Annotated in this window: 11 protein-coding genes and 1 pseudogene; 8 read left to right on the top strand and 4 right to left on the bottom strand. The window is 57.7% G+C overall.

Features of this window, described 5'->3' with window-relative positions; all coding sequences use genetic code 11:
• Nucleotides 1-13: 13 nt before the first annotated feature.
• Nucleotides 14-1339 (bottom strand): tRNA 5-hydroxyuridine modification protein YegQ, encoded by a 1326-nt coding sequence (gene yegQ, locus RHM68_RS16155; RefSeq protein WP_322216515.1) that lies wholly within the window; start codon nt 1337-1339, stop codon nt 14-16.
• A 161-nt stretch (nt 1340-1500) separates the two neighbouring features.
• On the opposite strand from yegQ, the gene RHM68_RS16150 reads away from it, so the two are divergent.
• Complete coding sequence (locus tag RHM68_RS16150; protein ID WP_322216513.1) at nt 1501-2562, top strand: AI-2E family transporter; 1062 nt, start codon at nt 1501-1503, stop codon at nt 2560-2562.
• A 273-nt stretch (nt 2563-2835) separates the two neighbouring features.
• Here the strand turns inward: RHM68_RS16150 and RHM68_RS16145 are convergent, their stop codons facing one another.
• On the bottom strand, nt 2836-3030 hold the full coding sequence (locus tag RHM68_RS16145) for a hypothetical protein (protein WP_322216511.1): 195 nt from the start codon (nt 3028-3030) through the stop codon (nt 2836-2838).
• Nucleotides 3031-3264: 234 nt separating this feature from the next.
• Nucleotides 3265-3624 (bottom strand): hypothetical protein, encoded by a 360-nt coding sequence (locus RHM68_RS16140; RefSeq protein ID WP_322216508.1) that lies wholly within the window; start codon nt 3622-3624, stop codon nt 3265-3267.
• 245 nt (nt 3625-3869) lie between these two features.
• Between RHM68_RS16140 and RHM68_RS16135 the strand changes: the two genes are divergently transcribed.
• Both RHM68_RS16135 and RHM68_RS16130 read left to right on the top strand, forming a co-directional pair.
• The gene (locus tag RHM68_RS16135) at nt 3870-4688 is read left to right on the top strand and encodes a shikimate 5-dehydrogenase (protein WP_322223817.1); all 819 of its coding nucleotides are present in this window, start codon (nt 3870-3872) and stop codon (nt 4686-4688) included.
• Nucleotides 4689-4766: 78 nt separating this feature from the next.
• Nucleotides 4767-5284 (top strand): annotated as a pseudogene (locus RHM68_RS16130) (cupin domain-containing protein).
• A 52-nt stretch (nt 5285-5336) separates the two neighbouring features.
• On the opposite strand, the gene RHM68_RS16125 reads toward RHM68_RS16130, so the two are convergent.
• Nucleotides 5337-5984, bottom strand: coding sequence for a YceH family protein (locus tag RHM68_RS16125; RefSeq protein ID WP_322216506.1), 648 nt, complete (start codon nt 5982-5984; stop codon nt 5337-5339).
• 126 nt (nt 5985-6110) lie between these two features.
• On the opposite strand from RHM68_RS16125, the gene RHM68_RS16120 reads away from it, so the two are divergent.
• The 5 genes from RHM68_RS16120 to RHM68_RS16100 all read left to right on the top strand — a co-directional run bounded on the left by RHM68_RS16120 (nt 6111) and on the right by RHM68_RS16100 (nt 13756).
• A complete protein-coding gene (locus RHM68_RS16120; RefSeq protein ID WP_322216505.1) occupies nt 6111-6620 on the top strand; it encodes a DUF1993 domain-containing protein in 510 nt (169 codons plus the stop codon).
• 483 nt (nt 6621-7103) lie between these two features.
• Nucleotides 7104-8525, top strand: coding sequence for a group II intron reverse transcriptase/maturase (gene ltrA, locus RHM68_RS16115; protein WP_322216502.1), 1422 nt, complete (start codon nt 7104-7106; stop codon nt 8523-8525).
• 632 nt (nt 8526-9157) lie between these two features.
• Entirely contained in the window at nt 9158-10363 is a 1206-nt protein-coding gene (locus RHM68_RS16110) for an HlyD family efflux transporter periplasmic adaptor subunit (RefSeq protein ID WP_322216500.1), read from the top strand.
• Entirely contained in the window at nt 10360-11604 is a 1245-nt protein-coding gene (locus tag RHM68_RS16105; RefSeq protein WP_322216498.1) for a hypothetical protein, read from the top strand. Before RHM68_RS16110 ends, RHM68_RS16105 begins: the two co-directional genes overlap by 4 nt.
• 1 nt (nt 11605) lies before the next feature.
• Nucleotides 11606-13756 (top strand): glycosyltransferase family 2 protein, encoded by a 2151-nt coding sequence (locus tag RHM68_RS16100; protein ID WP_322216496.1) that lies wholly within the window; start codon nt 11606-11608, stop codon nt 13754-13756.
• Nucleotides 13757-13762: the final 6 nt, after the last annotated feature.

Genomic DNA, 13762 nt, shown 5'->3' with positions numbered 1-13762 from the left:
CAGGTGATGAGGTTCAGTTCTCGCTGATATCACGCATCAATAACCCGTACTTTAGGTCCACCGCGTCGGGGATGGGTAGGTACACGGTGTGCCCATCCCCCGGCGCTACCTGGATCATCTCGCCTTTGGCGTTGTGCAATTGATGCAGATCGAAGTGGACATTGCCTTGGGGCGTCATCAGTTCCAGATGATCGCCTAGGCCAAAGCGGTTTTTCACTTTCACTTCCGCTAATTGATCACGCCGTTCGCCAGTCAACTCGCCGACAAACTGCTGACGTTCCGACACCGAACTGCCGTTTTGGTAGTTCTGGTATTCGTCATGCACATGCCGACGCAGGAAACCTTCGGTGTAGCCGCGTTGGGCCAAAGATTCCAGGTCGGTCATCAAGCTGCGGTCGAACTCGCGACCGGCCACGGCGTCGTCAATCGCCTGGCGATACACCTGTGTGGTGCGTGCGCAATAGAAGTGGGATTTGGTCCGGCCTTCGATTTTCAGCGAGGACACGCCTATGTGTGTCAGGCGCTCAACATGCTGCACGGCGCGCAAGTCCTTGGCATTCATGATGTAGGTGCCATGTTCGTCTTCGAAAGCCGGCATCAGTTCGTCCGGGCGATTGGCCTCTTGCAACAGAAAAACCTGATCGGTCGGCGCACCGATACCGAGGGTCGGCACCGCCGGTTGCTGTTGAACAATCTCACCGAGCTGGTTTTGCGTGGCTTCTTGCGCCGTGTACTTCCAGCGGCAGGCATTGGTGCAACTGCCCTGGTTGGCGTCGCGTTTATTCATGTAGCCGGACAGCAGGCAGCGACCGGAGTAGGCCATGCACAGCGCGCCGTGGACAAACACCTCCAGCTCCATGGCGGGCACGTGCTGGCGTATTTCGGCGATTTCCTCAAGCGACAGTTCCCGGGACAGGATGATCCGGCTCACGCCTTGTTGCTGCCAGAACTCGACGCTGGCCCAGTTCACGGTGTTGGCTTGCACCGACAGGTGGATCGGCATCTGCGGGAAATGCCGGCGCACCAGCATGATCAATCCGGGGTCGGACATGATTAATGCGTCTGGGGCCATGGCGATGACAGGCTCCAGGTCTTTCAAAAACGTCTTCAGCTTGGCGTTGTGCGGCGCGATGTTCACCACCACGTAAAATCGCTTGCCCTGCGCTTGGGCCTCGCTAATGCCAATGACCAGGTTGGTGTGATCGAATTCGTTGTTGCGTACCCGCAAGCTGTAGCGCGGCTGCCCGGCATACACGGCATCGGCGCCGTAGGCGAAGGCATAACGCATATTTTTCAGGGTGCCGGCGGGGGCGAGTAATTCAGGAGCGATGAGGGGCATGGGGGCGTCGACCACAAAAGTCCGGCAGCGTAAGCGCCTTGTCCGCGGCGTTTATTGATCTGGATCTATGCTTGATGCACAAACGGATGGCACTCGCGCGACCCGTGGCGGACTAAGCATGAGGGTGCGAATCAGCCCCCGCGCACTGACATGGATCGGACATGAACGAAACGACACTACAAAATAAATCGCTGCTGGTATTGCTGGTGGCGGTGACCCTGGCCTTTATCTGGATTCTGCTGCCGTTTTACGGCGCGGTGTTCTGGGCCGTCATCCTTGGCATTGTCTTTGCGCCGATGCAGCGCCGGCTGCAACTTAAATTCGGCTGGAAACGCAACCTGACATCCCTGTGTACCTTGGGTATCTGTGTGGTGATCGCGATTTTGCCGGTCATCATTCTGAGCGTCTTGTTGGTTCAGGAAGGGACGACGTTGTACAAGAGTGTCGAAAGCGGTGAGCTGGACATCGCGGGGTCTGTGACGCAGTTCAAGCACGGTTTACCGCCTTACTTCCAGCATTTGCTGGATCGCTTTGGCGTCGGTGAGTTGAAGGGTTTGCAGGAAAAAATCGTCAAGGGGGTAATGCAGGGCAGTCAGTTTTTTGCGACTCAGGCAGTGAGTGTCGGCCAGGTCACTTTCGACTTCGTGGTGAGCTTTTTCATCATGCTGTATCTGCTATTTTTCTTTTTGCGTGACGGCGCTGATCTGGCGCGCAAAATTCGCACCGCTGTGCCATTGCAAGAGCACCAAAAACGCCGGTTGCAGCTCAAGTTCAACCGCGTCGTAAGGGCCACTGTAAAAGGCAATCTGCTGGTAGCGATCACGCAGGGCGCATTAGGCGGTTTGATTTTCTGGTTTTTGGATATCCCCAGCGCGTTGCTCTGGGCAGTATTGATGGCGTTTCTGTCTTTGTTGCCAGCGGTGGGTGCCGGGATCGTCTGGGCGCCGGTGGCGGTGTACTTTCTGCTGACTGGCTCGGTCTGGCAGGGCGTGGCGCTGGGGTTGTTCGGGGTGTTTGTCATCGGCTTGGTGGACAACGTGCTGCGACCGATTCTGGTGGGCAAGGACACGCGTATGCCGGATTACCTGATCCTGATCTCGACCTTGGGCGGGATGGCGATCTTTGGCCTGAACGGGTTTGTGATCGGGCCGTTGATCGCCGCGCTGTTTATGTCGAGCTGGGGGATTTTTATCGAGACCAAGCCGCGCGTTCAGTTGCCTTAAGCCTTCAGGTGGCCAAGGCGTTGTGACAATGCCTCTGCGGCCGGTAGTGATGTAAGCGGACCGCTGATCGGTTCGCCGTCTTGCACCAAATACCAACAGGCGAGCAATCCTAGCTCTCTGAGCGGTGCGGGGACGGCGCTCCCGATAACGGACATGATCTGAACCTGGGACATAAGTACCTCCATCAAACAATGGAGCCACCTTACGGACCGAACTGCTAAACCAACAATTAACATTCTCAATAGTGATCATTGACGCCAGCGAGTCTGGCGTTCAATCCACGACGAGATCGAGCATATGCACCACTTCCTGTTCATTAAGCACGCCTTTGCGTACCAGGTTCTCCGCGAGTAGCGAGAGAAACTTGGCGCTCCGATGGCCTTCCAGGTGTTTAAGTTCGGTCAGCGCGTTGTACACCTTGCTGGAAGTGCACAAGCCGACATTGCGGTGTGGGTTCTGTGTGGGCATGGGTCGTCCTTGTTGTTATCAACCTGTTGTTTGCGGACAGGCCCAAGCTTGCGGGCCTTGCATGACAAAAATATGACCGTTTTACTCAAGATGAGAAATGGGCGCTCACGTCAATCATGCCTACTTTATCCACCACGACTGTCCCTGCAGCGACCTTGGTGATGTCTATTCAGACTGTCATCCGACAGGCGGCCAAAAAAAGCCCCGCGGGTGAGGCGAGGCCGGGTGATTCTGTTACCAGCGTGGGCCGCCATAGTAACCATGGGGAGGACCGTAATAGCCGCGTGGTGGACCGTAGTAAACCGGCGCCGGGCGGTAATAAACCGGCTGTTGTACGTAAACCGGCGCTGGTTGGTAGTAGACCGGCGGCGGTTGTTGGACATACACCGGCTGCGGCTGAACATAAACCGGTTGTTCGGCGTACACCGGCCGGTTGCTGTTAATGATGGCCGAGCCGACGATCGCCGAGCCAACGAGAGCGCCAAATATCGCTGGACCTTGCCAATAGTTACCGCCACCGCCATGGGCTTCTGCCTGCCCTGCGATAGCAAGAGCGCCGATCAGCAAGACTACTGTGGGGAGTTTACGGATCATGATAATTCCTCGGTTCTTCGACCCGGCGCTTGAGTCTGCAATAGACCCAAGGATTGTCGCGGGGATACTTCTAAGACAGCGTTTTTTTGAAAAACTGCACAGCCGTTAGGTAAATTTTGTGTAAGGTCTGTATCGGCCTCCTGACCGTCCCGTGTTATCCGGTGCAGACGCCTCGCCATGATCGGACAGAACAGGGTGGAATGGCTAATCCCGTCCATCTGAAAGTGCAATTGAAGGAGTTTGCGGTGCAGATGAATCCCAACAAAGATACGCAGCTATGCATGTCCCTCTCTGCGCGCCCAGGGAATTTTGGCCTGCGATTTCACAATCATCTTTATGAACAATTGGGGCTGAATTTTTACTACAAGGCTTTCAGTAGTCAGGACCTGGCGGGTGCTGTTGGCGGGATACGCGCCTTGGGCATACGTGGCTGCGGTGTGTCGATGCCGTTCAAGGAAGCCAGCATTGCACTGGTCGATGAGCTGGACGCGTCGGCCGCAGCGATTCAGTCGCTCAACACCATCGTCAATACCAATGGCCACCTCAAGGCCTACAACACTGATTACATCGCCATCGCTCAGTTGCTTGAAACTCATCAGGTGCCCCAAGACTCAACCTTCGTCATGCGCGGCAGTGGCGGCATGGCCAAAGCCGTCGCCAGTGCCTTGCGCGATGGCGGCTACTCCCACGGTTTGATCGTGGCTCGCAATGAGCGCGCCGGATCGGCACTGGCAGAGTCGCTGGGGTATGAGTGGCAGCCTGAGTTGGGTGATCGGCGCGCGCAAATGCTGATCAACGTTACGCCTATCGGCATGACGGGGGGGCCGCAAGCCGATCAACTGGCGTTCGACGCTGACGCCATCGCAGAGGCCAAGACGGTTTTCGATGTGGTGGCTATCCCCTCGGAAACCCCGCTGATCGTGCATGCTCGCAACGAAGGCAAACGCGTGATCACGGGGTTGGAAGTGATCGCGATTCAGGCACTGGAACAGTTTGTGTTGTACACCGGCGTGCGCCCGACGCAGGAGCAGTTCCAAGCGGCGGTGGCGTTTGCCCGCGGCTGATCCTATAAATGACGGGTTGGCAGTGTTGACGCTGTCGCAAGAATGATTTGCCCTTTAAAAATACCGACCGAGGTTTCTATGCCTCCTGCCATTTTCAATCTTGATCAGGCTGAACTCGTGCCATTGCCCCCTGGGCAGGCCCCACGGGTGAAGCCGCCGGTCGTTATCAACAGCGCATGGCCCGTATCGGGCAGCAATTGGGAGCGCAGAAGCTCGGCTATCGTTTGCACGTTCTTGAGTCCGGCATGCGCGGCAGTCCGTTTCATAGCCATCGCGTCAATAAGGAAATGTTTTATGTGGTGGCCGGGCAAGGTGAGCTTTGCCTTGGCGGCGAGCGTTTCCCGATCCGCACCGGTGATGTGATCGCCTGCCCACCGCGCGGCCCTGAAGCTGCGCATCAGATCATCAATAACAGCGAGGATGAGTTGCGTTACCTGGCGATCAGTACCCAGCAATCACCAGAGATAGGTGAATACCCGGATTTCGGTCAATACGCGGTGATGGATGACTTCAAGGTCAGCGCTCAAGGCAGTGTCTCTGGGTTTGTCGCCATCGCCAGGCAGGCCGAGGGTGTCGATGACTGGGACGGCGAATAGCCAACAACGCTCCTCATTTCATAACGCCTGTTGTGGGGCAGCCTTTGCAGGGTTATTCGAGGCGCGACAGGCGCTCTTCGAGGGCTGCAATTCGCGCTTCAAGTTCCTCGATGCGCTCCACTGAAACACCGCTTCCAGCAGCACGCTCCGCTGGGTTCTGTCGGGCGGCGAGGATCGTTTCAATGTCCGCAGGATCGCCGAGGGCGTGCATGTAGCGGTCTTCGCGCTGACCGGCCTGACGCGGGATCAGCAATGCCAGGCCACGTGCAATAAGGCGCTCCAGTTGATGGATCACTTGCTCGGCGTCTTCGAATTCGTGCATGCGGCCGCTGCGGGTCAGCAGTTCATTGACCGTCTGCGGACCGCGCAAAAACAGTAGCCCGGTCAGGATTAACTGGGCGGGCACCAGCTCCAGGGCTTTTTCTACCCTGTGCTCCCAGCGATCGGCACGGCTGCCCATCACCAGTTTGGTGAACCCTCGACCCTCAAGGGCGCGCAGGCTCTGGCCGACTTGACCGGGGTTGAGGTTCATCACCGGTTCGCGGCTGGTTTTCTGGTTGCAGGCGATGACCAGCGCATTGAGGGTCAGGGGATAGGTTTCAGGGCTGGTGGCGTGCTTTTCGATCAAAGACCCCAGAATGCGGATTTCCGTGCTGTTGAGACGCGGCTCGTCCAGGGTGGTTTCTTGCTCAGTGCTCATTCGCGCTTTCCCTCTGCAGTCGAAGCCGCCTAGCGTAATCCTTGCTGGATAAAAGACAAGCCGCAGGACGGCTTGGGATGGCTATAATCGGCGCACGTTTCACACCTGCCACAACACGAGACTGCCATGACTATTTCCCTGTACGCCGCTTCCATCCCGGTTTTCAAGCAAATGCTCAACGCCCTGAGCGACGTTCTGAACAAAGCCGAAGCCCACGCTAGCGCCAAGAACATCGATCCAAACGCGCTCCTGCAAGCGCGCCTGTACCCGGACATGTTCCCGCTGGTGCGTCAGGTGCAGATCGCTGTTGATTTCGCCAAGGGTGTTTCCGCGCGCCTGGCTGAAGTCGAACTGCCGAAGTACGAAGATACCGAAACAACGTTCGCAGAGCTGCAAGCCCTGATCGCCAAGGTTCTGGCCTTTATCGGCGAGATCAAGCCTGAGCAGATCGACGGTAAGGAAGGCATCGAGATCGTGACCCGCCAGGGCACTCCGAAAGAGAAGCGTTTCACCGGCCAGGCTTACCTGCTTAGCTACGGGCTGCCGCAGTTCTTTTTCCACGTCACCACCACTTACGCCCTGCTGCGCCACAACGGTGTGGAAGTGGGCAAGCGCGATTACATGGGCGCGTTCTAAGCTTCCCGTCTACGCAAAAGCCCGCCAAGGTGTTAAGCCTTGGCGGGCTTTTTTGTGGTGCGCCAGGCATGGCGCGTTGCGCGCAAGCGCAACCAGTTTGGCTGTGGTGGCCACGCTGGTGACTTGGAGGTGCAAGTCCTCTACACACCCGGCAAGGGGAAGTGTTAGCCGAAGGCAAGGGTGTCGCGGGTGACTGCGAATCTGAAGGAAGCCTTAGGCAAAATGCTGGCCTGACGAACAGGAAGCGGATGAGGCGGCGTAGCGGGGTAAGGTGGCCATGATTACCAAAGCCCGATACTTGCACGGAACGCTACGACGTAGATCCGACAGGCATAAGCAGGAAGGTCGCGCGAATTACCTTGGGAGATCTGCACGTTTGCCATTGTGCTACCGAGCGTCGTGAGGCGACGGGATGAGCGTGCAGAAGTCAGCCGAGGCCGTAGTAAGTGACGAATAACCCCGTCACCAAGGGCTGAACAGGTTATGCCGCCAGTAGGCGTCAGAGTCTCGTCGAATGTCGAAAAGCAGAAATTTCTCCGAGGGAGAACTGTGACCCCAAGTTCCGGACAGAATCCGCGGGCGACGGCTGGCAGTGCGCAGGCATCGGCGGCGTCTGTGGCGTGGACGAACGCGGAGCCGGACACGCTGATGGAGCGGGTGCTTGCACCGGCAAATCTCAAGCGTGCGTATCAACGCGTGGTCAGCAACAAGGGTGCGCCGGGTGCCGATGGCATGACGGTCGACCAATTGGCTGACTATGTGAATCAGTATTGGCCGACCCTCAAGGTGCGGCTGCTGGCCGGCGAGTATCACCCGCAAGGTGTGCGCGCCGTCGAAATCCCAAAACCCAAAGGCGGAACCCGTCAGTTGGGTATCCCCAATGTGATGGATCGCCTGATCCAGCAGGCTCTGCTGCAACAGCTCACGCCAATCTTCGACCCTCTGTTCTCGGACTACAGCTACGGCTTTCGTCCAAACAGAAGCGCTCACCACGCCATCGAAACAGCCCGTGCCCATGTGGCGGCGGGCCACCGCTGGTGTGTGGAGCTTGATCTTGAGAAGTTCTTTGATCGGGTCAACCACGATGTATTGATGGCTTATGTAGAGCGTCAAATCGAAGACAAGCGTGTGCTCAGGCTCATTCGCCGTTACCTCGAGGCCGGCGTGATGTCAGGCGGTATCGCCAGTCGACGGCAGGAAGGGACGCCGCAAGGCGGCCCGCTCTCGCCGTTGCTGTCGAACATCCTGCTCAACGAACTCGATCGCGAGCTGGAACGGCGGGGTCATTGCTTCGTGCGCTACGCCGATGATGCGAACATTTATGTGCGCAGTCGTCGTGCTGGGGCGCGAGTGATGGCCAGTGTTGAGCGCTTTCTCAATCGGCGTCTGAAACTGACGTTGAACCGGGAAAAGAGCCGTGTGGCAAGGCCTTGGGCCTGTGACTATCTGGGTTATGGGATGAGCTGGCATCAACAGCCGAGGCTAAGAGTGGCGACGATGAGTCTGGGTCGTTTACGCGACCGACTCAGAGACCTGCTGCGCGGAGCGCGGGGCCACAAGATGGCGAACGTCATCGAGCGGATAAACCCCGTACTACGCGGTTGGGCTGGCTACTTCAAGCTGAGTCAGAGCAAGCGGCCCCTTGAGGAACTGGACGGCTGGGTGCGGCATAAACTTCGCTGCATCATCTGGCGTCAATGGAAGCAGCCCTCTACGAGGGCGCGCAACTTGATGCGCTTAGGACTCAGCGAAGCGCGTGCCTGCAAATCAGCGTTCAACGGTCGAGGTCCATGGTGGAGCTCGGGAGCGCCACATATGAATCAGGCGCTGCCGAAGAAACTGTGGGATGGACTCGGGCTGGTCTCGATACTGGATACGATAAACCGGCTTAGCCGTATAACCTGAACCGCCGTATACGGAACCGTATGTACGGTGGTGTGAGAGGACGGCGGCTGTGAAGCCGCCTCCTACTCGAATCTTTGTCCGTAACGCTGCGTGGGGACGTTTGCCTTCACCATTAATACTGCGCGTCAGGGTGGCTACTTATATTTTTTTAATCTTTCTAATTGGAGGGTGAGAACCATCTGTTTTTCGATAAGAAGTTCAATTTTTATTGAAAAATAAAACCCTTAGTAAAAATAATAAGTTGTGTTTGTGTCGCGGTAAATTCATTAAAACGGATCCAATAACCTCGGTGCTGCCTATTTGGCGCCATTTAATTGTCCGGCTCAAACGCTTGACAGTATTAGAGGCTGAATTTAGTGTCGCTCCTGACATGGCCCGCTCTGCCTTGGGCTCGGTAAGACCCGTTCTCCTTGGCGGTACAGCAACTCTCCAAAAAGACAGGGATCCCATTCCTGCTCACATCACTATAAATCCAAGCAAGTTAGCATCGGCTTAGTTGCCGTGCGGTGTATTGATTTCGATAGTGTTTACCCTGCCAAAAGTGTCTCGCCGCCACGGCGTGCTATTGCCTGACTGTTACGCAGTCATGGCGACGGCCATGTGTGTTCATGGGTCTATTGGGAGAGTCGAACATGGCTGAAGAACGCTCAAAACTATTGTCACTGTTGCCACGGCTGGTCGGTTTGGGTGTGCTGGTATTTGTCGTTTGGTTGCTGTTATCAACGTTACTCATGCCCTTAGTGTCGGGCTCTGCCACGCGGGCAATTTTGAATGCGCCGGTGATTCTGCTGACAACGCCGATTGATGGTGTCGTGAGTACTTTGGAAGTCAAACCTGGCGCGACTTTTGTTCGGGGCCAAAAGATCGCGGTCGTGGAAAACCCGCGAGCCAATCAGGAAACGCTGCTAACCCTGCAAACTCGGCGCTTGTCTCTGGAGCAACAGCTGTCGTCCTCCGCCAGCCAGGCCGAGCACGACCAGCAGTATTACGAAGCGCTAGAGAAAACCAGTCAGCAATACCAGACCGCGTTTCATACCCGCCAACTCTTCACCCAAAAAGCCCTTAAAGCCGAGAGTAGCGCCGCGAGTGCCCGGTTGATGGACGCCAAGGAGACGGTAGAGCGCAACCTTGAGTTGTTCACCCAGGGCGCGGTGAGTGGCGCGGTAGTTGCCTCATCCAAAGCCCAGTTGGCCTCGCTACAGGGGGCGGCGGAGTCGGTGCGTTCGCAATTGCGGATCAATGATGGCGATGTCAGTGCTGCCAATAATCAGGTTTACCTCGATCCCGATCAACTGCGCATGTTCGACCTTAGTTCGCAAATGACCACCCTTAAACTCAGTCTCGAGAACCAGGCCCGTGACCGCGCGACCTATCAACGTGAGCTCGATAACCTTAACCAGCTGATTGATACGGAGCAGAACCGGGTGAAACTGATGGCCGGTTATGACGTTGTGGCGTATTCGCCTGGCACCGTCCAGGAACTATTGGCGCCACAGGGCACGCTGGTACAAGCCGGATCGACCTTGCTGCGCGCCACCGATTGTGCCCAGAGCTACGTGATCGCGGTGTTCCCCGAGCGCATGGCCAGCAAGATTGATCGCGACAGCGTGCTGACGGTAAAAATCCGCGGTCTGGATCAACCGCTCAAGGCTAACGTGGTGCAGTTGTTGTCCAGCGCCTCGGACATTCGGGCCAACACCTACAGCGTGCCGTTCCCCTACGCCGAACAGAACTCGGTGTATGTGGTGGGGACGTTTGCCTCGGATCTGACGGATAGCGAGCGGGCCATGACCTGTAGTCCGGGGTTGTGGGCCAGTGCCGAGGTCTCTCGACCATGAAGAGCGTTTTGCGAGGTCTCGTGGGCGTGATGTTGGTTGGCAGCGGGGCGTCGGTGCTAGCGGCGCAAGCGCGTCCACAGCTGGCGGCCATTACATGTGCGGCGCTGGACCAGGCCGTGACGTCGCAAGCGGCAGGTCCGGTTCTGGTGGCGAGCTATCCGGCGCTGGACGGCCAGCCCGCACCGATCCTGGCGTTGCGCGGCGTCGCGTTCACTTACGATAACGCGCTAGCCAGTATTGCGTTGTTTGCCTGCGGCAAGGTCGAGTCGGCGCGTCGAATTGCCGATGCCCTGGCGTTCGCGACCCATCATGATCCCGAGTATCAGGATGGACGCCTGCGCAATGCCTACGCCGCAGGGTCGGTTGGGGTGCCGACGATGAAATTGCCGGGCTATTGGAGTACCGAACGCAATGCCTGGAATCAGGACGCTTATCAAGTCAGCAGCGCCACCGGCAATCAGGCCTGGGCGGCACTGGCTCTGCTGGAAGCTTTTCGCCAGAGCGGCGAAGCGTCTTACCTTGAGGCCGCACGAAAAGTCCTGCATTGGTCGCAGCAAAACACCTACGACGGACGATCACCGGCCGGTTTCAGCGGTGGCTACTACGGGTACTTTTCAAAGCAGGTCCAGCAGAACTGGAAATCTACCGAGCATAACGTTGACTTGGCGGCGGCGTGGTCGGCACTCGACGCCGTGGAGCCCGATCAGGGAGCGGCGCAGCAGGCGCGGATCGCCCGGCAGTTTGTAGCGAGTCAGTGGGACGCCGCAGAGGGACGTTTTCTGATCGGCACCGGGGCGGATGGTCAAACGTCTGACCGCGTGCGTTCAGGCTTGGACGCGCAGATCTGGCCGCTGATTGCGCTGCAACATCCGCCGAAGGATTGGCGTAGGGTCTTCGCCTTTATTGATCGTACCCATCGTGCTGGAGAAGGTTACGGCTTTAACCGAGACCCAGACGGCTTGTGGACCGAAGGCACCGCTCAGGCGGCTGCCGTTGCGCAATTGAGCGGCCTGGGCGACAAGGCGCAGCCGCTATGGAGCGTGTTGCTCGCGCAAGAGGCAGGCCACGGCTGGCTGTTCGCAACACCGGCACCGCGCATCAGTACCGGGCTGGCCATAGGCCCGGACTCTGTCACCAATGACTTTTTTTATTACCACCTGCCTCACTTGGGCGCTACGGCGTGGGCGGCGATTGCGGCCACGGGCGTCAATCCCTTTACCGGTTCGCTAGAGGCTGACTGACATGCAGGCACTGGACTCGCTGCAACTGCTGCAAATTAATTTCTGGACACTGGCGACGGTGATTCTGTTCACCTGCCTCACTCACCGGGATCAATGGGCCGCGCGGGCAGGATTCGGCGCCGTCACCGCGTTATTACTGATCAATTATGCCGCCTGGCGGATTCGAGACACCTTGCCTGATAGCCATTCGGGCTTTGCTACGGTTTGGGCTTACACGTTTTTATTTTTCGAAATGCTGGCGATCGGCTACACGCTGTTCTCCATTGTGGTGATGCTGTGCCGCTCGGACCACACGCGAGAAGCGGATGCGGGCGAGCAACGTTTGCGCGCTCAAGGTGTGAATGTGCCGGCAGTGGACGTGTTTATTGCCACGTATAACGAAGGCCTGGAGATCCTCGAAAAAACGATCATTGCCGCCCAGGCCATCGACTATCCCAACGTCACCGTCTGGGTGCTCGACGATACAAGGCGCGACTGGTTGCGCGATTACTGTGCCGAGGTCGGCGTGCAATACACGCGTCGTTCCGATAATGCCCACGCCAAGGCAGGCAACCTGAACAACGGTTTGCGCCTCTCGGCGGCCAGCAGCAATGCGCCGTACATTCTGGTGCTCGACGCTGACTTCGCGCCGCAGCAGCCGATCCTAATGCGCACGCTGGGATTGTTCGACGACCCCAAGGTTAGCTTGGTACAGACGCCGCAGTTCTACTACAACCCCGATCCCATTCAGCACAACCTGGGCTCGTCTGACTGTTGGGTGGATGAGCAGCGGGTGTTCTTCGATGTGTTTCAGCCTGCGAAGGATGGCTGGGATGCAGCGTTTTGCGTTGGCACGTCCTTCGTCGTGCGCCGCGATCTGATCAATGAAATTGGCGGTTTTCCTACAGGTTCGGTCTGCGAAGACATCTACACGACTTATCGGCTGCTGCAAAAGGGCTACGTCACTCGTTGGCTGAACGAGCGTCTGTCGATTGGTTTATCTGCCGAGGGCCTGAGCGAGTACATCAACCAGCGCGGGCGTTGGTGCCTGGGCACTATTCAAGTGGCACTGCTCAAGGACGGGCCGTTACGAGGCAGCGGTTATACGCTCAATGACCGGCTGCACTACATCCACGGGCTGATGCACTGGTTTTCCAAGCCGTTCATTTTGATGATGCTGGTGTCGCCGGTGTTGTATTGGTACTTCGGCATCGCCGGGTTCTACGCGCATCCGGTGGACTTCCTCGCTTTCGGCATGCCGGCGCTGATCGCGTTCTGGGGCTACGGCACCTGGGTCACCGACCGGCGCACTCTGCCCATTTTTACTGAGGTCACGCAGATCGTTGCCTCTCTGGCCGTCACCGCTACTATTGCCAGCGCCATGATCCAGCCATTTGGGCGACCGTTCAAAGTGACGTCTAAAGGCCTGGATAGGACCAAGACCATGGTCCACTGGAAGCTGTTTGCATTTTTTTTGGCCTTGACGCTGTTTTCGCAGTTCGGCGCCTACATCGCCATCAGCACCTCAGCGGCGTTCGACGGCAATATGCTGTTCAACCTAGGTTGGACGGTGGTCGCGATGGTCTACAACCTCGCGACACTGGTCGCCTGTGTCGACCGACCACGGTTGCACGGCGAAGAGCGTTTTCCATTCGATAAGCCCACCGGTTTTCGCTTTGGCGGCAAAATTCTTGCCGGTCGATTGGTCGATATTTCCCTCAGCGGCACGTCCTTGAGTTGTCCGTTTGCGTCGTCGATCAAGCCGGGACTGTGTGGTCAGGTATGGATTGACGGACTCGGTTGGCTCGACGTCGAAGTCATGCGCAATCATGGCGCGGAGCAACTGGGGCTGAGGTTTGTCGACCTTGATGAAGGGCTGCGTCGGCGACTGATCGCGCGGCTGTTCAGTGACGCGACGATCAATGTCGTCAGCAAGGCCGAGCCTGCGCTGGCGTTCGGCACTTTGCTGCGTCGGTCGTTGCTAGGTGAAAAACGCCCGCCGCCGCGCTTGCCTGCGGCAGCCAAGGTTCCGTCCTACGCTCCTTTGCCCAGTTGGCGCCCGGTCATTGTTCGTTCGCGCAAGCAGCCGCTGCCGCCGATCAGTGCCTCTCGGTCTGGGGTTTGGTCGGTACTTCTTTCTCCTTTGCGAGCTTTGCTCGGTCAACGCTTTTAGGTGCGC

The organism is Pseudomonas sp. DC1.2, assembly GCF_034351645.1.
Classification (GTDB): Bacteria; Pseudomonadota; Gammaproteobacteria; order Pseudomonadales; family Pseudomonadaceae; genus Aquipseudomonas.
Note: the sequence above shows the minus strand (reverse complement) of the source record. Positions and strands in the feature narration are given on the sequence as shown.

Excerpts from the sequence above, each read along its gene's own strand:
- RHM68_RS16145 (WP_322216511.1), bottom strand. The coding sequence starts at position 3,030 with ATGCCCACACAGAACCCACACCGCAATGTCGGCTTGTGCACTTCCAGC.
- RHM68_RS16110 (WP_322216500.1), top strand. The coding sequence starts at position 9,158 with ATGGCTGAAGAACGCTCAAAACTATTGTCACTGTTGCCACGGCTGGTC.
- RHM68_RS16120 (WP_322216505.1), top strand. The coding sequence starts at position 6,111 with ATGACTATTTCCCTGTACGCCGCTTCCATCCCGGTTTTCAAGCAAATG.
- RHM68_RS16105 (WP_322216498.1), top strand. The coding sequence starts at position 10,360 with ATGAAGAGCGTTTTGCGAGGTCTCGTGGGCGTGATGTTGGTTGGCAGC.
- RHM68_RS16140 (WP_322216508.1), bottom strand. The coding sequence starts at position 3,624 with ATGATCCGTAAACTCCCCACAGTAGTCTTGCTGATCGGCGCTCTTGCT.
- ltrA (WP_322216502.1), top strand. The coding sequence starts at position 7,104 with ATGCCGCCAGTAGGCGTCAGAGTCTCGTCGAATGTCGAAAAGCAGAAA.
- RHM68_RS16125 (WP_322216506.1), bottom strand. The coding sequence starts at position 5,984 with ATGAGCACTGAGCAAGAAACCACCCTGGACGAGCCGCGTCTCAACAGC.
- yegQ (WP_322216515.1), bottom strand. The coding sequence starts at position 1,339 with ATGCCCCTCATCGCTCCTGAATTACTCGCCCCCGCCGGCACCCTGAAA.
- RHM68_RS16150 (WP_322216513.1), top strand. The coding sequence starts at position 1,501 with ATGAACGAAACGACACTACAAAATAAATCGCTGCTGGTATTGCTGGTG.
- RHM68_RS16100 (WP_322216496.1), top strand. The coding sequence starts at position 11,606 with ATGCAGGCACTGGACTCGCTGCAACTGCTGCAAATTAATTTCTGGACA.